The following is a 19,178-nucleotide window of genomic DNA, read 5'->3' on the forward strand; positions in this document are numbered from 1 at the left end:
GCCGACGTCATGAAAGGCTTGCCACCTGGTGCTGTAGGTACTGCAGGATCGCCTGTGCTGTTTCCTTCGGGGCGCTGGCCTGGGGTACATGTCCGGTCGCTGCGAGTTCGACGAGCGTGCTGCCTGCCAGCCGCTCGTTCAGGTAACGGCCTACCTCGGCAGGGGCGAGCATGTCATCGGAGCATTGCAGGATCAGCGCCGGAACAGTCAGGTCGGTCAGGTGCGAGCGTATGTCGGAGAGGAAGCTGACTCTCGCGAAGTTCCGTGCCGTGTCGGGGTTGGTGCGGCAGAAACTCGCCTCGAGCTCATTCGTCAATTCGGGTGTATCGGGGTTACCCATGACGATGGGAGCGAGCGAGGCCGACCACGCGAAGTAGTTACTGTCCAAAGACTCCAGAAGCCCGTCAATATCCTGCTGCGTGAACCCACCGACATAGCCCTCGGATGGGTCGTCGATGTATGACGGCGACGGCGCTACCAGGACCAGCCCGCGGAACCTATCGGCCTCTGCGATAGCGGCCTCGATGGCCATCATGGTCGCCACACTGTGTGCGACGAGGACAACATCGTGAAGCTCAAGCTCACTGCACAAGGCCAGCACATCCGCAACATAGCCGTCGAGGGTCGAATACTTCTCGGAGTCGTACTGGTCGAGGTCGGACAGCCCCGATCCCATATGGTCGAATAACACGATCCGGTACTGGTCCTCGAAGAACGGGATCACCCGGCGCCACATGCTCTGATCGCACCCGAACCCGTGGGCGAACAGCAGCACCGGTCCGTCAGGCCGACCACTAAATCTGACATTGTGCCGATCAATGAGGTTCGAGGTTCCAGCGTTCACAGCAAATCTGCTCTCTCATGGGGTGAAGCGGGGAGTGAGGACTGATGCCCCGCTAGTGACTGTTGGCATGTACGCGCTCACCATCAACAGTCAAGGCTTGCGTCAACTCAGGCGTCTCAGCAGTTTCAACCAGCAGCAATGAGCAAGCTCCCCGACTGGCCGAAGTGGCGATCCTTCCCCGGCATAACAGGTCAACCGTTCGGCCTTCAGTGAGAACACCCTTCCCGCCGATCCTACGGCGGGCCTTCGAAACCGGTCCATGACTTGGGCAGAACCTGACCCAATATTGAGTATCCAAAGCAACTACCTACCATCGGGGCCCGCACAGCCTACCGTCACTCGGATGCAACGACTCATACCTGAGGCAGACGCTGACTGTACGAAGCCAAAGGATCCCATCCTCAGCGCTAACCATTTTCAAGTGCTTTGATGCTGGATGGGTATGTTCTCGCAACCGATGGGTTGCAAGACATCCGGTTGAGACACTTCCACTCCCCTGCCGCTCCTGTTCCTTCCATGTCTTGCTACCATGTCTCCTAAGCGGTATCGCTGAAGTATGACTGCGGGCAAGGTTGCGAGACAATTTTCGCTGTAACAACGCACAGGAGTGGCATGTACAAGCTCATTGGCTACGCGAGGGTGTCCACGCGCGTCCAAGACTCCGATCGGCAGGTCATCGACTTACTCGCTGCAGGCGTCCGTCGCGATGATTTATATGTCGATCACGGGGTCAGTGGTGCCCATGCGCGACGACCGCAGTTCGACAAAGCGCTCGAGGCCCTGCAGGAGGGAGACACACTGATTGTTACCACCCTGGACCGGCTCGGCCGCTCGACATCGAACATGCTCAGCCTCGCCGATGAGCTCCGGGCCCAGAAGGTGAACTTGCGGGTCCTGAACCTTGGGGGTGGCAACGTCGATACCGGAACACCGATGGGGTCAATGGTCTTCACCGTCATGGCAGCCTTGGCTCAGATGGAACTCGAGATCAAACGCGAACGCGTCAACGATTCCAACACCAAACGACGCGCTGCCGGCATGGACCTCGGCGGCCGACGGCCAATCTTCTCGGACAGCCAGATTGCCAATGCCCGCCGCCTCATCGAACAGGGCCAACCCGCATCCCACGTCGCGCGTGACCTCGGCATGTCCAGGGCAACCCTCTATCGGCGAATCGCTAACCTTGATGCACGACAATGGGTTACGACCCATCAATCCGGTTGAACGGAACAACTCATCCGTCGACGTAGCCTGAATGTTTCAGCCCGTCCTGACGAGGAAGCCTTCATGCACCGCATCACCACTCTCACCACGCTTGCCCTAGTCACCACCCTGTCGCTCATGGGGTGTTCCTCGGACTCGGAAGCGGACACCGCACCGACCACGGGGGCAAATTCCTCGACGTCTGCCGCAGCAGAAAACACCCCCGCGACCTATGAGCTTGGCCAAGCCTTCACGGCGACAACTTCCTATGGAGCAGTGCTCACCGTTGAACTCCCCGCGGCGGGACCACCCGAAGTTGAACAGCTACGGACCGACCTGAAGACTGCCCCGGTCAGTTATGCAAAAGTCGGCATCGACAATAGGCAGGGCACAGAAGACACGGACGTCTACCTGGTCACCGTCTACGACGAAGACGGAACCGCCTACGAGTTCCAGGACCTCTCCGTGTTCCACATAGCTGACTGGGGACCGAACTACACCGATGCCCTCGGCGGCGTCGAAGGTCAGTACGGGTACACCCTGGCCGATGGCACAGTCCTAGACGAAAGCATCGGGGACGACCTCAGTAGAAAGTCCGTCGACCTTCATAACCAGTACCTGAATGGCACGAACGCTTCGAAGCTCGAAGTCTCCACCGGTTGGCTTGCTTCCACGACAACCAAACTGCCTGAGCGGATCACTGGCATCACCATCCAGCCCGATGGGCTGAGCGAAGAAGTACCCATGACACCAGGCGGGACCATGCCATCAGCTAAGGCCTCCCCGGCCCCAACCGCCACCCCAACGACTCCGCCTGCCCAACCCACGATTCCCCCCAGCAAAGTGGCCCCAACAGAGGACGCTACTTCTGACACGAGATCGGCCCAGAAGTTCACCTATGAGGAAGCACTGGCAGCTCTCAACAACGGCATGCCGTATTACGAGGCCTTCTGCCTTCGTTATGAGCCCACCACTGATGGGGGCAGGTCCCAGTGTGAAGGCATCGAAGCCGGCACTGTCGACCCCGACACTGGTGAGTACCTCGGAGGGTAAGCCCAACGTCAGGCACCGTTACCGATATCCTCGCAACAACAACAGGTGATGGGGCGCCTGTTGCTCTCTCATGGGAGCTGCGACGCCTCCTGAACTTTTGTTACACACTGCCTCCGACCGCGCCCAAACCAGCGGCAGGACGCCCCTCACCCATTTCCTTAGGACAACTGTGAAGAACGCGCTTTTCCCCACCCTTACCGTTGCAGCGCTGCTGCTCACGGGATGCAGCTCGGCAGAGACCGCGGCATCCTCCGAAGATGCGACACCGGCACCTACTGTGTCTGTTGCACCAGCTTCCCCCAGCGCGGAACCCGCGGAAAGCGCCTCTGCCGCCCCAACACCCAACAGGAACGAGCGCGGGGACATCCTGAAAACAATTGGTGAGAACGGCGGATGGAAAGCTGTCGAGGGTGGACCCAACACGATCAACTTCAAGGTCACCTCCATCACTCCGGCAGTCTGCGACAACCCGTATCCAGGGGAAGCCAACGGCATTCCCATGGCGGTCACCCTCGAGATCGAGACCACCGCAGACTTCGAAGGACCAATTAGCGTCAATGGGGTTCCCGGCCAAATCAGCTTCAGCCCCTACTACTGGAAGGGCTACGCAGACAACGGGACGCGAATGAACACCGTTGACTCCAATATCAACAAGACCTGCCTGGCCAACGAAGCACTACTGCTTCCGGACTACATCGGCAAAGGAGAGAAGCTGAACGGGCAGGTCATCCTCGACGTAACCACCCCAACCGGAACCATCTCTTACTCTCCCGACAGTGGAAGCGGTTGGGTCTGGGAGTACCCGTCTGCTGGCTAGGAATCACAACATCAATGCCTAAATCGACGCCGACACCACCACCCGTGCATGAGAACGGAAAGGGGTGATCCATAGATGACACTGACGCTCGACTCAATCCTGCGAAGCGCCGGAATCGACTCTGGTGAAGCCCAGGTCATTCGCCACGCCTACGTGCGCGAGCACGAGGACACTGGCCTTAAGGGCATCCATGCCGACTCCACGGACGACGAGATTTTGGACTACACGAGCCAGCAATCCGCGAACCCGAGGGTCTTCCCCGTTACTCCGCCGCCAATCTGGGTCGTCTTTGTGCGCGAGGGCGGCGATCGCGCCCGACTTTGGTCGGTGGTAGAGAACCGCGGTGAAACGTCGAATGACGGACTACTGCGCGTCTTCAACCTGGTCGTGTCCGAGCACATGGCGGACCTGCAGAACCGACTCGTGATCGGATGGAAGTCGCCGCGCACCTGGCGACTCAACGGTCCGACGGCCGCCGGCTACCCAGTCATGGAGATCGCAGATTGGGCTGCTGCGGTGATTTCGGACAGCGGAGTTGGTGGTTGTCTCTACGCTGCCAGGGCCGGCTGCTGGTAACTGTAGTGGACCTCGTTTGGGTACCGGTAGCCGAGTCCGGAATGCCGGCGGCGGCTGTTGTAGAAGCCTTCGATGTAGGCGATGACATCGCGTCGTGCCTGCGCTTTGGTGGCGTACACGGTCCGGTAGACGCGTTCGTTCTTGAGCGCCGAGAAGAACGATTCCGCCATCGCGTTGTCCCAGCAGACGCCGGTGCGGCCCATCGATGAGCGCATGCCCAGGCCAGCGACCAGGGCCCTGAAACTGGCCGAGGTGTAGACCGAGCCGCGGTCTGAGTGCCAGATCGCGTCCGGGGCGATCACGGTCGTCGCCGCAGCGTTCTTCAGCGCGGTCTCGACCAGCTCGGAGCGCATACGGTCAGCGACGGACCAGCCGACGACCTTCTTGGAGTAGCAGTCGATGACCGTGGCCAGATACACGAACCCCTCCCACGTGTGGAGGTAGGTGATGTCTCCGACGAACTTTACTCCGGGCCGGTCCGCGCTGAAGTCCCGCCTGACCAGGTCCGGCGTGGAAGCGGCCGCTTCGGCGTCGGCGTGTGTGGTGATGCGGAACGGCCGCGGCTGGCACGGTACCAGGGCTTCCTGGCGCATGATCTGACGCACCAGCTCCGGTGAGCACTCGACCGACTCCGCGGCGAGGTCCGCGTGGATCCGCCGGTACCCGTAAGTGCCGTCGGATGCCTCGAAGAAGGACCTGATCCGGGTCGCCAGGACTGCGCGGCGGGCCGCGGTCGCTGACTGCGGGCGCGTCAGCCAGTGGTAGTAGCCGGAGGTGGAGACTCCCAGCCACCGGCACATCGACGCCACCGGGTTCGACTCTGCCGGGTCGTTCTTCTGGGAATCGATGTATTCGTACTTGCTCACTACCGCTGCTCCCTGGCGAAGTAAGCACTGGCTTTTTTCAGGAACGCCGTCTCAGCCCGCAACTCCTGGTTCTCGCGCTCGAGTTCCTTCAGCCGGGCCCGTTCCGGGACCGTCAGCTCGGCCTCGGTACCGCCGTGGGACTGGCGGTACTTGGTCAGCCAGTTCCGCAGCGTCTCGGGGCCGACACCGTATGCGGTCGCGACGTCCTTGATGGGCTTGGAGGTGCTGATCACCTCCTGACACAACTCGTCCTTGAACTCCTGGGTGAAGCGTCGTCGTGAAGCACTCATCCTGCGGATCTCTCTTTCAGTAGCACCCTCAGTTTAAGAGGGCCCACTGTCCGAAATCCCTAGGCCGCCCAGTCCTTCAGCAGGGCCCTCCAGTCCTCGATGAGCCACCCGCGGCCAACTAGGTCATCGTTACTGGATTCCTCGAAACAGTCCCCTAGCAGGCGGTAGGACGTGAAAGCTCGCAAGGCCTCGTCGGGCGTGAGGCCGTCGAACTGGTTCGTGTCGTCCGGGCCAGCGTAGGGCGGTTTCCTCATCGCGGCGTCTCCTCAGGAAAGCTGATTGTTTGGAAAGCGTTCACCCGGGATACAACTATGGTGAGATCCCGGACGCCTACCTGTTCCCCCAACCAGGTAGCCCTCCGGGATCTTATTTATGCCCTGACGTCCGGTGCTCCTACACGCAGGATAGACCCACTACTGGTCCGCGCCGTAGCCTCCTGCCCACCCGTGCACGGCACAAGCTCCCCCACGCTCCGCTGCTTGTCCCGCACACACCTGGACAGCAGGAACCAAGGGCCCGCCTGCACACAACCACCTGCGTCACCGACACTGGAAAACTCACCTCAAGCAAGCGGTGGCCGTGCACAGCCTCCACGGGTGCGGGATGGGACTAGAGCAGGAGAAGCCATCAGGGTCTCATTGTTGGCGCTGCCTCGTACCGTTCTCAGGGTGGGCCAGAACAAAGCGGTACGCGGCCACGTATGGGCGGCCAACGGACGAGCGGATTGACGAGTTCGTCATGCGCGAGGAGCTGATCATGCTCACTGCGGGCGAGCTCGACGTCGAGAACTGCCGGCCCACGGACTTCCCCGGAACCGCGCCGGGTGTACGCGTTGATCCGCTACCCCTCCCACGCACTCCGCATCCAGGCCCACGCGGTCGCGTACACGAGGACGGCGGTGAAGATTCGGTTCTTCGAACCCCTCATCATGATCCAGCGGGAAGGCTGGGTATGGTTCAATTCCGTCACCCCAGCCCCCGACAACGACAACAACGGCAACGACAATGACCGGAAATAGGACCGGGATTGCTATCCGCTCCTTAGCAGAATGCGTACGACTGGAGTGCGCGGTACAGTTCTTCCCTGGGGGTTCATCGATTCGGTCTGAATAACTCAGGAGTATGAAGAAAATGGCGCAGCGCGTACAGGTGCAGTTGGTTGATGACCTCAATGGTGAGGAAGCCCAGGAAACCGTCCGGTTCGGGCTCGATGGCACCGACTACGAAATTGACCTCACCACCGACAATGCCGAGGCGCTGCGCACGGCGCTTGCTGAATACGTCGGTAGGGGCCGGAAAGCCAGGACCGGCCGGAAGGGCCAGGGCGGGCAGCAGGCTTCCTCTACGTCGACGAGCCGGGCCAAGCGTGAGGACACCCAACAGATCCGCCAGTGGGCCCAGGACAACGGATACAACCCCAGCTCACGCGGCAGGATCACCCAGTCGATCATCGACGCCTACAACGAAGCCCACTAAACCCCACCCATGAGGCCTGCTACGGGCCTGCCCTGTTAGTCGCGGTCTCCGGCGCGAGTGGCCAGGTCACACGCGAGACGTGCTGGATCCCGCACTCCCCCATTAGCCTGAATCACGGCCGCCGCAACGCCGGCGGCCATAGCGACCACAAGTCCCAGCACGGTCCAGAACCTGCCCAGGTCACTCTGCCCCAGTGCCAACTTCAGCGCCGGTCTCGGTGATGGATCCGATGTCGCCATGTGCGATGTCAGATTGGGCCCTGGCGTAAGCGGCGGAGATGTAGTCCTCGAGCTTAGAGCGTTCAATACGCCATTGCCCCCGCCCGCCAATCTGAATTGCTGGCAACTCCCCCGAGCCAATGAGTGCTCGAATGGTGCTCTGCCTGGTGTTCAGCTCCTCAGCTACCTGCGCCAGGGTAAGGAACCGCAGCGGCCGGGGCTGCCCATCAGGGGCGTGGTCTGTCATATACCCACCCTTTCAGGCGCCACACACTACGGCACTCATTGATGCCCTAAACACTTTTCCGGCGTGGTGAAGCCCAGCGGAACCGTGCCGCTCTGCTTTGTTTTTGTATTGAACGTCCACCAGCCCTCTTTCCTGCCGTCCTCAAAGGACTACGAGCTGCTCATAACTCCCCTACTTGTCTCCGTACCGCTCTTCCAAAACTGGCCAAAGGATGTTCTCGATCAACTTCTGCTGCGAGATTTCCTCGGCCTCAGCCGCCCGCCGCAGGAGCTCAAGCTGGGACTTACTAACGCGAATATTGGCCCCACTCGTCTTCGGTTCCTTATTCCGACGTTTCCACGCCGGCAAATCCTGCCCGGCCGCCGGCTGCCGCGCAGGACTGGCCTCTCGTTCGGGCTGATCGGGCTGCTCTGCCCTCGCCGCGAACTCCTCCGCGGCTCGCTCCTGCTGCGGGGTACTACGCTGCCTCACCTTCACCACGTCAAAATCTCCTCTGCCAGTCGTTGAATCTCGTTCTTCGCTTTGCTATCCCGCATCTCGACCACACCCAGACCCTCAGCCAGCGCCTCCTTATATGCGTTGCGCTCATGCAGGCGAGCCGATGCCAGACGAATCTCCGGGAACTCTGCCAAGTACTCCTTTGCCTGATCGGCTGCCTTCGAAAAGGTGTTCGTTGGAACTCGATTCAACACCGCCAGGACCTTGAGCTCCGGGTTAAGATCTCGGGCCTCCTCAATCACCTTTGCCAACTGCTCCGTTACATCTAGTGCCGGTTGCGTCGGCTCGATCGGAGCAAGCAACATGTCAGCCGTCGTCATGGCAGTGCGCATCTCGCGTGAGTCCTTTCCCGGCGCATCGACAATCACGACCCCGTACCTCTCCCCCAGGTCCGTGAGAGTCTGCCGTAGGTTGCCCGTCTTCTGCAGTGTCTGCACCGGCACTCCCCCAGCCTCTTCCCGATCCCTGGCCCAGTTGGTCGATGTGTGGACCGTTGGGTCAGCCTCGAGAATGAATGGGTCCATGTTGCGTCTTTGAAACTCAACGGCAAGGTTTACGGCGATAGTGCTCTTGCCGACACCGCCCTTGTGATGCGCGATCAAGAGGATCATGTCGGGTACTCCCTAATAGCTGGCTGTAGCATTTTGGTAGTGCTTTACTACTTGTCTGGTAGTACTACAGTAGCGCGACTGGTGAGGTGACAGCACGAGGCTCGCCAGAGGCTACTCACCACACTCCTGCCACCGTGGTAGCAAAATGGTAGTGCTCTACTACTGCTCTGGTAGCACTACAGTAGTGCCGATACTGACACACCACCACCAAGCTCGCCGAAGACTACTGGCAATCCTGCTACTACTACAACAACGCTTTAGTAGTGGTCTGGTAGTACTACAGTAGCGTCAGCGCTGACGTAACAACATGAGGCTCGCCGGAGGCTGCTCACCACACTCCTGCCACCGTGGTAGCAAAATGGTAGTGCTTTACTACTAATCTGGTAGCACTACGGTGGTGCTGATACTGACGTACCACCACGAGGCTAGCCAAAGGCTACTCGCAAAACCGCTACTACTACGATAGTAGTCTAGTAGTGGTTTGGTAGTACTACCGTGCCCTCGTTATGCCAGCCCTGTGGGTTCAGCTGAGACACCTAAACGGACGAAAGCAGACGGTGAGGGGCTTCGCGATGGCATTGACCCCGGATGCGGTGTACGCACAGTGAGTTGAGTTCTCCCGGGCTCGTGAGGCGTGGGTGCGGCCGGATCAGTGCCGGCGGCGGGAGATCCCGGTGAAGAATCGTTTCGGTACCTGAGCGCTGGGAGGCTGTACACGACCACCACTTGCCCAAAGGTGAGCTTTCTCGTGTAGGTGTGGTGGTGGTTGTGTGCAGGTGGGGGAGTGGTTCCTGCTGTCCATCCTGGGTGCGGGACAAGCAGCGGAGCGTGGGGGAGCTTGTGCCGTGCCCCTGTGGGCAGGAGGCCGACAAGGAACAAACCCCAGATCAGTGGCTCTTGCTCTTGTTGTCCTTACGGGCCTTGGTATGGGGACCTAGGATCACCCCAGCGCACAGAGCGAGCGTGATCCCCACAACGATTGCAATCTCCACGGGCCGAACCCGCACGTCGATGACGGCACTGCGCCGGCCCGTGAGGAGGCGATCCGTACGGGTCGGCACAGCGGACCCAAGTTCCCCACGCCAATAAATCCATGGCGAGAGTCAAGGTCCTGTGGCCGTTCAGGCGGCGGTCCAGAAAAAGCGTTGATGCTCGTACTCGTCCTCGATGGGCGGTTGCCAGTACTCATCCACCTTCGCGTCGTACAGATCGTGCTCTTCGAGCTGGGGGACCATGTGCCGGTCGAGCCATGCGTGCCAGGCGGCGCGTTCCTTGCGGTAGCGGGTGAGCTGGGCTTCGCGGTCTTCGGTGGCTCCGAGGCGGTCCGCGAGCTGGGCGAGGTTGGTGGTGGCTACAAGTTCCCAGCGTCCGTGGTGCCGGCGGATCATCTGCAGGGACTCCATGCGAGTGAGATGGTCGGTGAGAGCCCGGCGTGAGATGCCGGTGGTGCGGGTGAGGTCTGCGGTGGTGGGGGAGTGGCGACCACGTTCGATGGCCTCGAAAGCGAGGGCTGAGACGTCTCCGAGGACCCGGAAAACGGGCCGGATGGCGTGGATCTTGCCTTTGCGCCAGGTGAGGTCGCGGGCGAGCTGTTCGAAGTGCTGGGGGAGTTGTACGGCGTAGGTGTCGGCGTTGCGGCCGCGTCCGCGGTCGATGCGGGTGAGGATACCTGCTGATGCGTGCTCCAGGACGGGGAGGAGGCGCGCGATGGTGTCGTGGTTCTTACCGAGGGCAAGGGCGAAGGTGCGGCATCCGACGTCGAGGATGTTCGTTTCCATGGTCCGCATGTACGCCAGCACGGCACGAATGAGGAATCGGAGACCTATGCCTTCCCTGCCCCGTTCCATGAACCGGTAGTCGAGCAACGCATAGAGGACGTTCTCGAGGTCGTTCACGAGCTGATGAAGCGAGAGCTGGCTGAGCTGGGAACTCTGATGCGTGGTGGCTTTGGGACTGCCCCCCGTGATGGAAGTAGGGCTTGTGTCGTATTTGTGCGCAGTCTTCTTCCCTGCTCGCTGGGAGGGGTCTTTCGCTGGGGTTGTGGTGGCGGTGAAGGCTTGGGCTTTAGCCCATTCGACGGACAGGAGCCGGTCGATCTTGGTGCCATAGAGAGCGGCGAGGCCGGTGAACTGGTCGGCCATGCCAGCGCGTACCTGGTCGAGGGTCCAGTGGCAGGCGGCGAAGTGGTTCAGGACCGCCATGCGGACCTCTGAATCGCTGGCGTAGCGGCTGGTGTCGTAGAGCCCTGTGCGGGCTACAACGCGCAGCGGGCGCTCACTCCCGGCCGCAGGTGCTGCGCCACGGTTGGCGACGGCTTGCACAGCTGCAGTCGCGGTCGCTGCGCGTATATCTGCTCGGCGCTTCTGCTCGAGGCGGTACAGCTCCGGTGCCAAGGCCTTACGCAGCGCGGCTACCGCACTGGCGGAGTTACGGCGGGTAAGGATGCCGTAAGCATCCGTCAGCGGCGTGACCAAGCGTTGGTGGCCACCCGACTTATGCGCAGATCCCGGAACACGGATGCAACCGTGGACGACGTTCTGGTGAGGGCTCGGATCAAGGCTCGCTGCGTGACGCCCGAGGGCCTCCACGAGCTGCCGTGCCTCGGCCGCGGTGAGGGGTTCCTGCAGTGGGACGTACAGGTGGCGGCCGCCGCTAGGGGAGGTGTCCTCAACAAAGGCGAGGCCGGCGGTACTGAGGATGCCTGCGAGGCGTCGGGCGTCGTCGTCGACGACGGCTTTGCGGGCCTTGGAGGTGTCGAGGTCAAGGACGAGTGTCCGGACAGAGCCGTCGACGTCGTGCAGCATGACCGCCGCGGGTCGTGCAGGGGGCGTCCTGGTGATCAGCAGAGGAGTAGTGGGCCGCGGGTACTGGAACCGGCCGTCCTTCCACCGTCCGAGGCGGTAGTACGGCTGACCCGCGATCAAAGTTGCAAGGGCCCACCCGGCATCGGCGTGCGATTCATCACGGCGTGGCGCGGCATAAGTAGCTGGAGGTGCTTCAAGCACTCGGTGTACACTTTCGGCAGAGGGTACGACCTGAAAAGGACGCACTCGGTTGAGCTACTCACCGGCAGTCTTGGCGGATAAGACGGTGGGAAGCTTGGATTCTTGGATATGAGAAGGCCCGCTACGGCGGGCCTTCTTTTTTATGAAGCTTTACTGAACTGAAGTTCCTCCTGGCCACTGATTGCGTCGAGGTCAATGGTTTCGAGGTAGCTGTGAACGAGACGGGCGACCAGGTCGCTCCTGTTCTCGTCCGTCGCTGCGACGACTGCGGCGAGCTTTTGGGCGTCGCTCATCGGCAGTCGGGCGGTGATGACGTGGCGTTCACCTTTGCTGCGCTGTGCCATGATCCCTCTTCCAGTTGAACCTGTAAGACAGATCAAACCTGAATCAGATTGCGTTAAGTGGGAAGGCTGCGGCGTGTCGCACACAGTTGTTTCCCTTCTCATAAGCCCATGTCCTGGAACTGGTGGCCTACGACGTCCCAGCGGCCGTCATGCTTTTCGAGGTAAATCGTGGCGATCTGCCGGCCCGTGGTTGTGAGGTCGGTTCCGTTACGGCTGATCCATCGCCAGCTGACGTCGTAGGCCCGGATGGCTTTGTCGTCGGCTACGTCCTGGGAGACGTCGCCGGGGGCTGGGACGATCGAGGGTGCGCTGTAGGCCTGGTGCTTAGCCGGTTCAAGCCATTCGCCTTGTGCGCCGTTGCGTTCGGGTTCGACCTGGTTGGTCGCCCATTCGTTGCTCATCAGCGGGATCGCACGGATGGCAGCTGCTGTCTGCGTCGTGTCAGTTGTGGTGTCCCACGAGTGCAGCATGAGGGCGGCAACCTCGGCTGTGGACTCAACGTTGGTCCGGTCGGCGTCAGCCGGCATGGGAAAGGTGCCGTTGCCGATCATGTCCTCGGCGGCCGCCGTCGTGTAGGAGCCCTCGTAGATGGTCGTGGGCGTCGGCTCGAGCGTCGACCCTGCTTGGCCCTCGTTGTTGGTGCAGGCGACGGCTGAAAGCGTGAGAGGCAGGACCAGGCACAGCACGGCCGCCGCGCGGCGGGGTAGGTGCCGGTGTGTGGGTCGGTGGTGCGTGGGTGTCGGGGTCATGATGCTGGCCACGCGCCTTTCTCTTTGAGGATCGGTTCGGGGTCGATGTTGAAGCCTTCGTACGGGTAGGTGACGTCGGGGGCTTCGGGTGTATAAATCTCGAAATGTAGATGTGTAGGAACACTGCCGAGTCCGGCCTTGTTGCCCTCGGTGCCCACGATGTCGCCGCGCTTGAGCTTGTCGCCCACCTCCACCGAGTAGGCGTTGAGGTGGCAGAACGCGAACCCAAAGTCAGGGTCGTCGCCGTCCTCCTTGGCAATCACGCACCCGTCTTTGTCGTTGAACCCGGTGATGCGGAGGTCTGTGGGTGCAACGACGGGGCCACCGTTGCCGTAGCCGGCGCCGGGTGAGGAAATATCCACGCCGACGTGATCCTGCGCCCAAGCGGGCAGGCCGATGACGTTGCGCTTCCCGTAGCCGGAGGTGAAGACGCCTCCGGGCAGGGGAGTGGTCCACTCGCCGTCTCCAAGGTCGCCGTCCCACGGCTTGCCACCGGTTGGTGCCTTGCAGTCCATGGAGAACCCGCTCTGAGCAGAGTCCAGGATGGCACTGACGTACTTCTCGGTCTCCTGGTACGGGGGAATGCCCTTGTACTGCTGCACGGCTCCCGGGCCGGCGTTGTACGCAGCGAGGGTGAGCTGCACGAGCAGGTTCGCATCCCCGCCTGCGATTGACTGCACTTCCTCCTTCAGTGCGGCCATGTACCGCCCGTAGGCGGGAATGGCGTCCTTCGCGGAGAACGGGTCACCGCCGTTGCCGTAGGCAGCCCACGTCGCGGGCATGAACTGGGCGATGCCCTGGGCTCCGACGGGGCTGGTGGCGTTCTCGTTCCACCCGGACTCCTGGTTCAGCTGAGCGGCGACGACGCTGGCAGGAACGCCCGCCTCTTTCGCCGCCGCCTCAACCAGGGGCCCCCAACCGTTCGGAACGGCCCGCAGGGCACCGGGTTTCGCACCCGCGTCCCCGGAAGTGTTCTCGGAGACCGTGCAGGATGCTCGTTGGAGCTGGGCGGCTTCCTCGTCTTCGGCGATGCCGGCGACGAGCATGGTCATGGCTACGACCGCGCCGATGGGTACGACGGTGAGGGCGGCGATGCCGCACCCGATGGCTTTCCCCCCTGCCATGCCTTCCTAACCCCTGCAATAAATCTGGACCGAGAACTGCATGTGAGACCGGGCTGCAGACCGATCGGCTGGTGCGTCTAGAGCTGGTCGGTGAGAGCGGCTGTTGCTTCCTCGTAGGCCCGGCGTGTGGCCGGGTTGAGGGCTTCGTAGTCGAAGTTCTGGCCCTCCTGCAGGGACCGGTCGAACGGCACGACGACGACGGCCGCGAGGCCGATGCTCTCCCCGTACTCCTTGAGCTGGGCGAGGCGCTCAGTGTTGGGCTGCGCGGTGTTGGTGATGACCAGGATCGAGCGGGAGAACTTGTCAGCGTGGCCTTGGGCTTTGACGCCCTCGATGGTCGCCTCGAGGAGACGGAAGTCGTCGGCCTTGTTCTGGGCGACGAACACGAGCGAGTCAGCGACGTCGACGGCCGCCCGCCAGGTCGATGCCTGGGCTGAGTTGCCGGTGTCGAGCAGGATCAGGTTGTAGAGCGAGAGCAGCACATCGTGGGCGGCTTTTACCGAGGTGCCGTCGACGCGGCGCCGGTCAGCGCCCTCGGGCGGCGACGCAAGGACGTGGATGCGGTCGTCGCCCTGCGGCCGGATGTAGCGCACGAGGTCGCTGGTGCGCCGGGTGACGGTGCCGAGGTTGCGGATCAGGTCCAGTGTGGTGCGGTCGTGGGAGCCTGCGAGGGCCCGCTCACCGAGGGTTCCCTGGTTCTCGTTGAACTCACCGGCGAGGATGTTCCCTCCGCGGATCCGCCCGTAGGTCGCGGCCAGGTGGTAGGCAACGGTGGTCTTCGTCGCCCCGCCCTTGAGCTGGACAACGGCCATGGTGCAGTGGGTTTCTAGTGGCCGCTGGATGCGTGCCCGACGCACTCGTGTTGCCTGCTCTGCAGGGGAGGCGGCGAGGTTCGCCTTGAACGTGGCGTTCAGCCAGCCCCGGAACCCCTCGCGGGCCGGCGCTCCGGTTTTCTCAGTTTTCTCGGCTTTCACCTCCGGGCGCAGTTTGATTCGCTCGTGCCCCGGCTCGATCTGGACGGCGGTGGGCGCGGCCGGCGGTACCTGTGGTTCCTGCGGTGCCGATGAGACCAGTGCAGGCTCGGGGGAGGAGGTCGGGACCTCTTGCTCGATGGGAAGAGCGGAATGCGCCTCAGGTGGAGCCTCGACCGCCGGCCGTTGTCCAGTTCTGGCAGCGTCGGCTGCGTCCGCTGCTGCGATGTCAGGCACGAAATGGGCACCAATGACGGCAGTGGGCTGCACTGCCCCAGCATCTTCATTCTCTGATGGGGTTTCGGGCTGGCTTGCAGCTGCTGCCTTGGTGGGACGGGGAGTGGTTCGGCGTGGGGGCCGCTTCTTCACGGGCACGCTGGTGTCTGCGTCGACGGAACCGTCTTCGTTGACGATGAGGTAGGTTTCCGGCTGCGTTGTCGATGACGGGTCGTGGGCGGTGACTTTGACGGGGCGTCCGAGGTCGCCGGCCGTGCTGGCGAGGAAGCCGATGGCTTCGGGCATGGAGCCGAAGGTTTGGTCGACGCCATCGATGGTGACGCTCACTGTGTCGTCATCCTTGATGGTTGCCGTGCATACCGGTCTGGTCAGTGCTTCCGCCGTCATATGTCCCCTCAGTCTTCTGGTGGATTGTGCTCCGCTGCTGCCTTGAAACCGGGGCGCGTGTTGTAGCTCGCCTCGAGGTGCTCCCGGACGTCATCCCGAAAGATGATCCAGGTGCCGCCCAGTCTGATCGCCGGCACCCGACCCTCGCGCAGCCAGCGATACGTCACCGACTTGTCCGACAGTCCAAGAATGTCGGTGAGCTGATCGACACTGAGCCGCGAGGGCAGTTCCGCGAAGAGACGGTCAAGAGCTTTAGACACAATGACCGCCCCAGTTCCTGTAGTGGGAACAATACACGGAAACCTTACTTCCACCACACATCAGCATCTTGTTCCTCATTCTGGTCTTTCGCTCCTCTAAGTTGCCTTACTATGATCAGTAGTCGAGTCTATGGGAAGCCAGTTGGGGGAAGCGCTACATGAACAACCGGTGGGGTGGATTCGTTACGCGCGAGACCGTTGAGGCGCCTGTGGTCACGGAAACCGAGATTCGTGACGCCGTTGAGGTTCTACGCGGTGTTACTGGACCCCAGCAGGGCATCCTTGGCCTCGCCGCAGGCGAGGGGATGGCCCGCTTCATCACGGACAACCCCGAGGTCTTCTGGCTTGGTGTGCACGGGGGAGCCGGTGAGAACACCATGGCCCATCTCCTGGGTGGGGTACCCTGCCACCACCGCTGGCCTTCCCGCTCGGCCGCCGACCCATCCACGAACCTGTCCGTGCCTCCTGCCGATGTGTTCCTCGTCGCCCGTCAGAACCATCGAGGGCTGAAAGCCGCCCAACTCGCCGCCCGCGACTGGGCGGCAGGCTCCCACCCGACCATCACCCTGCGCGGCCTCGTCGTGATTGCAGATGCACCCGGCAAACTGCCGAAGGCCCTGCACAACCTGACCCGCATCACCGCCGGCGGTGTCCCACAAACGTGGACGCTGCCGTGGATAGAAGAGCTTCGGCTCTACGGCACAGTCGACCCTGAGTCGCTGGCCCGCGAGCCAAGGAACGTCCTCACCAGTCTCAGTGAGGTCATCGACAACCTTAATTCTGGAAGGAATTAGACCCATGCAGCTGCTCCTCCTTGCACAGGACGTCATGATCAACGCGAACACCCTCCCCGACAGCGGACCGCTCGCCCCTCCCGGCATCGGGGACGCCTGGAACCGGATGGTCGGTGTCGGCAAGTGGATCGCCCTGGGCATCTGCGTCCTCGGCCTCCTCGTTGTCGGCGGCAAGATGGCGTTCGACTCCAGCCGCGGCGAAACCACGCAGGAGATCTCAGGGATCATCAAGATCGTCCTCGCCGTCGCCCTCATCTCCGGCGGGGCCTCACTGCTGACCTTCATCTCCGGCGGCGGCACAGCCTGACCACCCTGCAGAATCAGCCCTACCTACAGGAGTAGTCATGGCCGAAACCGAAGAAACCGAGAACGTCTGGTGGGCCGCACCCCGCTTCCTCATGTCAGCGATCGCCGTCCTGCTGCTCATCATCGTCGGGATCATCCTCTTCATCTGGGCCGGCAACGACGACGAATCCGAGGCTGCACCACCGACTCAGACGCAGGCGGCTACACCCACCCCGTCCGCGTCGTTGGCAGCATCGGACGAGTCCGTGTGCGGGTTGGACGCCGCCGGAGGAACGACTCTCACCGCTGCACCCGAAGATGTTGAGTGGGAGTTCATCGGTGGAATTGCAGCACCCAAGTCAGCCGAACACGGACCAGGCATCGTGGACGAACAGACCGGGGTGCGCTCCTGCTACTCCCACACACCCGAAGGTGCACTGATGACTGTCACCGGCATGTTGGCAGCCAGCGGAGACACTGAACTGCTCCTAGAAACGACGCGTGCCTTGGTTCTCGACGGGGTAGGGAAACAAACAACACTCGAGGGTTTAGAACAGCGATTGAGCACCGGTGGTACATCCACTGTTCCCATCGAAGTAGCCGGCTTCCGCCTGTTGTCGTACTCGGCCGATCGAGCGACTGTCGAGGTAGTTCTTGCTGGGGACAGCGGTGATGGAGAGGTCTACCAAACTACGTCGGCAAACATCGTCTGGCAGGACGGTGATTGGTACTTCGAGCTGAAAGATGACGGGTCTGGTGGCCCGGTTGAGGGTCAGATCAGTAACCTCTCTGGCTACATCCCTTGGGGACCCAATAGTGGGTGAAGAAGAGTGCAAGTGGTTTGATACTGGCTGCAAGCTCCAGAACGGCGTTTCAGATGCCGTATCTGGTGCAGCTGGGAACGCAATTGAGGCGCTGGCTGATGCTGTTCAGGCGGCGCTGGTTGCGACGATCGCTCAGCTGGGAACGCTGTGGACGACGATTGACGCTGGTGATCTGACGACTGGGGCCACTGGTTCCGCGGATGCTCCCGCTGGGGGTGCGTTCAACGATCAGGTTGCCACGATCCTCGGTTATGCGACGTGGATCGGGTTGGGTATCAGTACGATCGCCATTATCCTGCTGGGGATCACGCTGGTGACGAATGCTCGACGTGGTGATGGTGCGGGCCTGGTGAACACGGCCACGATTGTGTTCGGTGGGGCTGCCCTTGTTGGTGGAGCGACTTCCCTCGTCGGTTTCATCGTTCCTCGACGAGCTGCCTCTTCGGCCCCGGCCGTGGGGTTCGTGCAGGATCAGACGTTCTATTTGACCCTCGCGTTGGCGGCTATCAGCATGATCGTCGCCGGTGTCCGTATGGTGTGGTCACAGCGGGCCGAGCCGGCACAGGACCTGCTCAAGGGACTGCTGACGCTGGCCATCGTGACAGCCTCCGGTGTCGTTCTCCTCAACGTGCTCCTTGGAGCTACGGACGCTCTGGCTGAACAGATCATCAGTGCCGGCGTGGGAGACGATTTCCAGGCTGATGTTCAGATGCTTCTGGGCATGGAGGACACGGGCACCTCCAGTGCGACGTTCCTGATGGGTAATCAGATGCTCATCATCGTCGGCGGGCTGCTCGCGGTGCTGGTGAACATCGTGCAGATCATGCTCATGGTCCTCCGGACAGCGATGCTGTTTCTCATCGCGGGTGTCCTGCCCCTGTCAGCGGCGTTCATGAACACCGAGACGGGTAAGACCTGGTTCAGCAAGATCATCGCGTGGACCCTGGCCTTCGCGTTCTACAAGCCAGCCGCCGCACTGATCTATGCGACCGGTATCCAGATGACGACCTCGGGCCTGTTCTCCGGGCAGGCTCTCCTGCAGTTCTCCGCTGGCCTCATGCTGATCCTCGCGTCTGTTGTCGCTCTGCCGGTCCTCATCGGCTTCCTCAGCCCGGCGCTGGGTGCCATGGCGTCCTCCGGTGGCGGTGGTGGGGCCGCGATGGGCTTCGCAGCACTGGGCGCGGCAATACCGCAGGGTGCGTCTCGCACGCCGCGTGGAGGACAGGGCTTCGGTAGCCAGGCACCACCGCAGGGACCTGCGGCGAAGTCGGAGAAGTCATCGTCCGCACCCAAGGGTGGCGGGGACGGCAGCGGCGATGGTGCTGCACCGAAGGGTGCAGACGTGACCGGCGGCGGTTCGAAAGCAGTGCCGACCGGATCAGCAACGAGCACCACCGCTGGGGCCGGCAGTACAGCAGGCGCTGGGGCCGGCGCGGCCGCCGGTGGCGGTGCAGCTGCTGGTGCGGCTGCTGCCGCGCCTCCCGTAGCTGCAGCGATGGT

At 62.2% G+C, this 19,178-nt stretch carries 23 protein-coding genes; 12 read left to right on the forward strand and 11 right to left on the reverse strand.

The window, feature by feature from the left end:
• Positions 1 to 7 precede the first annotated feature (7 nt).
• Positions 8 to 844, reverse strand: a complete 837-nt coding sequence (locus AC0Z9V_RS17555) for an alpha/beta fold hydrolase (protein ID WP_485142296.1) — start codon at positions 842 to 844, stop codon at positions 8 to 10.
• Between the two features lie 612 nt (positions 845 to 1,456).
• On the opposite strand from AC0Z9V_RS17555, the gene AC0Z9V_RS17560 reads away from it, so the two are divergent.
• The 4 genes from AC0Z9V_RS17560 (at position 1,457) to AC0Z9V_RS17575 (ending at position 4,493) form a co-directional block, all read left to right on the forward strand.
• Positions 1,457 to 2,068: a recombinase family protein gene (locus AC0Z9V_RS17560; RefSeq protein WP_485142297.1), complete on the forward strand. Its 612-nt coding sequence runs from the start codon at positions 1,457 to 1,459 to the stop codon at positions 2,066 to 2,068.
• A gap of 63 nt (positions 2,069 to 2,131) precedes the next feature.
• Positions 2,132 to 3,100 carry a hypothetical protein gene (locus AC0Z9V_RS17565; protein ID WP_485142298.1) on the forward strand — a complete coding sequence of 323 codons (969 nt, stop codon included), beginning with the start codon at positions 2,132 to 2,134 and terminating at the stop codon, positions 3,098 to 3,100.
• Between the two features lie 169 nt (positions 3,101 to 3,269).
• Entirely contained in the window at positions 3,270 to 3,917 is a 648-nt protein-coding gene (locus AC0Z9V_RS17570) for a hypothetical protein (protein ID WP_485142299.1), read from the forward strand.
• 75 nt (positions 3,918 to 3,992) lie between these two features.
• Positions 3,993 to 4,493 (forward strand): hypothetical protein, encoded by a 501-nt coding sequence (locus AC0Z9V_RS17575; protein WP_485142300.1) that lies wholly within the window; start codon positions 3,993 to 3,995, stop codon positions 4,491 to 4,493.
• Here the strand turns inward: AC0Z9V_RS17575 and AC0Z9V_RS17580 are convergent.
• Together AC0Z9V_RS17580 and AC0Z9V_RS17585 are read right to left on the reverse strand one after the other, a co-directional pair.
• A protein-coding gene (locus AC0Z9V_RS17580) for an IS3 family transposase (protein WP_485142301.1) occupies positions 4,466 to 5,649 on the reverse strand; the annotation gives its coding sequence in 2 pieces (ribosomal slippage) (positions 4,466 to 5,385 and positions 5,385 to 5,649; 1,185 coding nt in all). The genes AC0Z9V_RS17575 and AC0Z9V_RS17580 overlap by 28 nt on opposite strands.
• A gap of 59 nt (positions 5,650 to 5,708) precedes the next feature.
• A complete protein-coding gene (locus tag AC0Z9V_RS17585) occupies positions 5,709 to 5,903 on the reverse strand; it encodes a hypothetical protein (RefSeq protein WP_485142302.1) in 195 nt (64 codons plus the stop codon).
• Between the two features lie 569 nt (positions 5,904 to 6,472).
• Between AC0Z9V_RS17585 and AC0Z9V_RS17590 the strand changes: the two genes are divergently transcribed.
• Entirely contained in the window at positions 6,473 to 6,667 is a 195-nt protein-coding gene (locus tag AC0Z9V_RS17590; RefSeq protein WP_485142303.1) for a hypothetical protein, read from the forward strand.
• Positions 6,668 to 6,779: 112 nt separating this feature from the next.
• Complete coding sequence (locus tag AC0Z9V_RS17595; protein ID WP_485142304.1) at positions 6,780 to 7,124, forward strand: histone-like nucleoid-structuring protein Lsr2; 345 nt, start codon at positions 6,780 to 6,782, stop codon at positions 7,122 to 7,124.
• 180 nt (positions 7,125 to 7,304) lie between these two features.
• Here the strand turns inward: AC0Z9V_RS17595 and AC0Z9V_RS17600 are convergent, their stop codons facing one another.
• Positions 7,305 to 7,589 carry a helix-turn-helix domain-containing protein gene (locus AC0Z9V_RS17600; RefSeq protein WP_485142305.1) on the reverse strand — a complete coding sequence of 95 codons (285 nt, stop codon included), beginning with the start codon at positions 7,587 to 7,589 and terminating at the stop codon, positions 7,305 to 7,307.
• A gap of 63 nt (positions 7,590 to 7,652) precedes the next feature.
• Between AC0Z9V_RS17600 and AC0Z9V_RS17605 the strand changes: the two genes are divergently transcribed.
• Positions 7,653 to 8,096 carry a hypothetical protein gene (locus AC0Z9V_RS17605; protein WP_485142306.1) on the forward strand — a complete coding sequence of 148 codons (444 nt, stop codon included), beginning with the start codon at positions 7,653 to 7,655 and terminating at the stop codon, positions 8,094 to 8,096.
• On the opposite strand, the gene AC0Z9V_RS17610 is transcribed toward AC0Z9V_RS17605, so the two are convergent.
• Both AC0Z9V_RS17610 and AC0Z9V_RS17615 read right to left on the reverse strand, forming a co-directional pair.
• Positions 8,063 to 8,698: an AAA family ATPase gene (locus AC0Z9V_RS17610; RefSeq protein WP_485142307.1), complete on the reverse strand. Its 636-nt coding sequence runs from the start codon at positions 8,696 to 8,698 to the stop codon at positions 8,063 to 8,065. The genes AC0Z9V_RS17605 and AC0Z9V_RS17610 overlap by 34 nt on opposite strands.
• Positions 8,699 to 9,819: 1,121 nt before the next feature.
• On the reverse strand, positions 9,820 to 11,019 hold the full coding sequence (locus tag AC0Z9V_RS17615; protein WP_485142308.1) for a hypothetical protein: 1,200 nt from the start codon (positions 11,017 to 11,019) through the stop codon (positions 9,820 to 9,822).
• Between the two features lie 204 nt (positions 11,020 to 11,223).
• On the opposite strand from AC0Z9V_RS17615, the gene AC0Z9V_RS17620 reads away from it, so the two are divergent.
• The gene (locus tag AC0Z9V_RS17620; protein WP_485142309.1) at positions 11,224 to 11,784 is read left to right on the forward strand and encodes a hypothetical protein; all 561 of its coding nucleotides are present in this window, start codon (positions 11,224 to 11,226) and stop codon (positions 11,782 to 11,784) included.
• Positions 11,785 to 11,843: 59 nt separating this feature from the next.
• Here the strand turns inward: AC0Z9V_RS17620 and AC0Z9V_RS17625 are convergent, their stop codons facing one another.
• From AC0Z9V_RS17625 to AC0Z9V_RS17645, 5 genes are all read right to left on the reverse strand, one after another.
• The gene (locus AC0Z9V_RS17625) at positions 11,844 to 12,047 is read right to left on the reverse strand and encodes a hypothetical protein (RefSeq protein ID WP_485142310.1); all 204 of its coding nucleotides are present in this window, start codon (positions 12,045 to 12,047) and stop codon (positions 11,844 to 11,846) included.
• Between the two features lie 98 nt (positions 12,048 to 12,145).
• Positions 12,146 to 12,808 (reverse strand): hypothetical protein, encoded by a 663-nt coding sequence (locus tag AC0Z9V_RS17630; RefSeq protein WP_485142311.1) that lies wholly within the window; start codon positions 12,806 to 12,808, stop codon positions 12,146 to 12,148.
• Positions 12,793 to 13,920 (reverse strand): transglycosylase SLT domain-containing protein, encoded by a 1,128-nt coding sequence (locus tag AC0Z9V_RS17635; protein ID WP_485142312.1) that lies wholly within the window; start codon positions 13,918 to 13,920, stop codon positions 12,793 to 12,795. The genes AC0Z9V_RS17630 and AC0Z9V_RS17635 overlap by 16 nt, the downstream gene beginning before the upstream one ends.
• 77 nt (positions 13,921 to 13,997) lie before the next feature.
• The gene (locus AC0Z9V_RS17640) at positions 13,998 to 14,732 is read right to left on the reverse strand and encodes a MinD/ParA family ATP-binding protein (protein WP_485142313.1); all 735 of its coding nucleotides are present in this window, start codon (positions 14,730 to 14,732) and stop codon (positions 13,998 to 14,000) included.
• Between the two features lie 791 nt (positions 14,733 to 15,523).
• A complete protein-coding gene (locus AC0Z9V_RS17645; protein WP_485142314.1) occupies positions 15,524 to 15,775 on the reverse strand; it encodes a helix-turn-helix domain-containing protein in 252 nt (83 codons plus the stop codon).
• Positions 15,776 to 15,933: 158 nt separating this feature from the next.
• On the opposite strand from AC0Z9V_RS17645, the gene AC0Z9V_RS17650 reads away from it, so the two are divergent.
• From AC0Z9V_RS17650 to AC0Z9V_RS17665, 4 genes are all read left to right on the forward strand, one after another.
• Positions 15,934 to 16,569 (forward strand): DUF6668 family protein, encoded by a 636-nt coding sequence (locus AC0Z9V_RS17650; RefSeq protein WP_485142315.1) that lies wholly within the window; start codon positions 15,934 to 15,936, stop codon positions 16,567 to 16,569.
• A 4-nt stretch (positions 16,570 to 16,573) separates the two neighbouring features.
• A complete protein-coding gene (locus tag AC0Z9V_RS17655; RefSeq protein WP_479821383.1) occupies positions 16,574 to 16,876 on the forward strand; it encodes a hypothetical protein in 303 nt (100 codons plus the stop codon).
• A 37-nt stretch (positions 16,877 to 16,913) separates the two neighbouring features.
• Positions 16,914 to 17,678: a DUF8175 domain-containg protein gene (locus AC0Z9V_RS17660; protein ID WP_485142316.1), complete on the forward strand. Its 765-nt coding sequence runs from the start codon at positions 16,914 to 16,916 to the stop codon at positions 17,676 to 17,678.
• Positions 17,671 to 19,178: TrbL/VirB6 family protein (locus tag AC0Z9V_RS17665; protein WP_485142317.1), on the forward strand; the 1,508-nt coding region annotated here is incomplete at its 3' end. The genes AC0Z9V_RS17660 and AC0Z9V_RS17665, both read left to right, overlap by 8 nt.

The organism is Arthrobacter sp. UYP4 (genome assembly GCF_057291175.1).

What these genes read in the sequence shown, in the direction of transcription:
- AC0Z9V_RS17650 (WP_485142315.1), top strand. Translation starts at nt 15,934, where the DNA reads ATGAACAACCGGTGGGGTGGATTCGTTACGCGCGAGACCGTTGAGGCG.
- AC0Z9V_RS17600 (WP_485142305.1), bottom strand. Translation starts at nt 7,589, where the DNA reads ATGACAGACCACGCCCCTGATGGGCAGCCCCGGCCGCTGCGGTTCCTT.
- AC0Z9V_RS17565 (WP_485142298.1), top strand. Translation starts at nt 2,132, where the DNA reads ATGCACCGCATCACCACTCTCACCACGCTTGCCCTAGTCACCACCCTG.
- AC0Z9V_RS17595 (WP_485142304.1), top strand. Translation starts at nt 6,780, where the DNA reads ATGGCGCAGCGCGTACAGGTGCAGTTGGTTGATGACCTCAATGGTGAG.
- AC0Z9V_RS17610 (WP_485142307.1), bottom strand. Translation starts at nt 8,698, where the DNA reads ATGATCCTCTTGATCGCGCATCACAAGGGCGGTGTCGGCAAGAGCACT.
- AC0Z9V_RS17655 (WP_479821383.1), top strand. Translation starts at nt 16,574, where the DNA reads ATGCAGCTGCTCCTCCTTGCACAGGACGTCATGATCAACGCGAACACC.
- AC0Z9V_RS17585 (WP_485142302.1), bottom strand. Translation starts at nt 5,903, where the DNA reads ATGAGGAAACCGCCCTACGCTGGCCCGGACGACACGAACCAGTTCGAC.
- AC0Z9V_RS17560 (WP_485142297.1), top strand. Translation starts at nt 1,457, where the DNA reads ATGTACAAGCTCATTGGCTACGCGAGGGTGTCCACGCGCGTCCAAGAC.
- AC0Z9V_RS17660 (WP_485142316.1), top strand. Translation starts at nt 16,914, where the DNA reads ATGGCCGAAACCGAAGAAACCGAGAACGTCTGGTGGGCCGCACCCCGC.
- AC0Z9V_RS17575 (WP_485142300.1), top strand. Translation starts at nt 3,993, where the DNA reads ATGACACTGACGCTCGACTCAATCCTGCGAAGCGCCGGAATCGACTCT.
- AC0Z9V_RS17640 (WP_485142313.1), bottom strand. Translation starts at nt 14,732, where the DNA reads ATGGCCGTTGTCCAGCTCAAGGGCGGGGCGACGAAGACCACCGTTGCC.
- AC0Z9V_RS17635 (WP_485142312.1), bottom strand. Translation starts at nt 13,920, where the DNA reads ATGGCAGGGGGGAAAGCCATCGGGTGCGGCATCGCCGCCCTCACCGTC.
- AC0Z9V_RS17625 (WP_485142310.1), bottom strand. Translation starts at nt 12,047, where the DNA reads ATGGCACAGCGCAGCAAAGGTGAACGCCACGTCATCACCGCCCGACTG.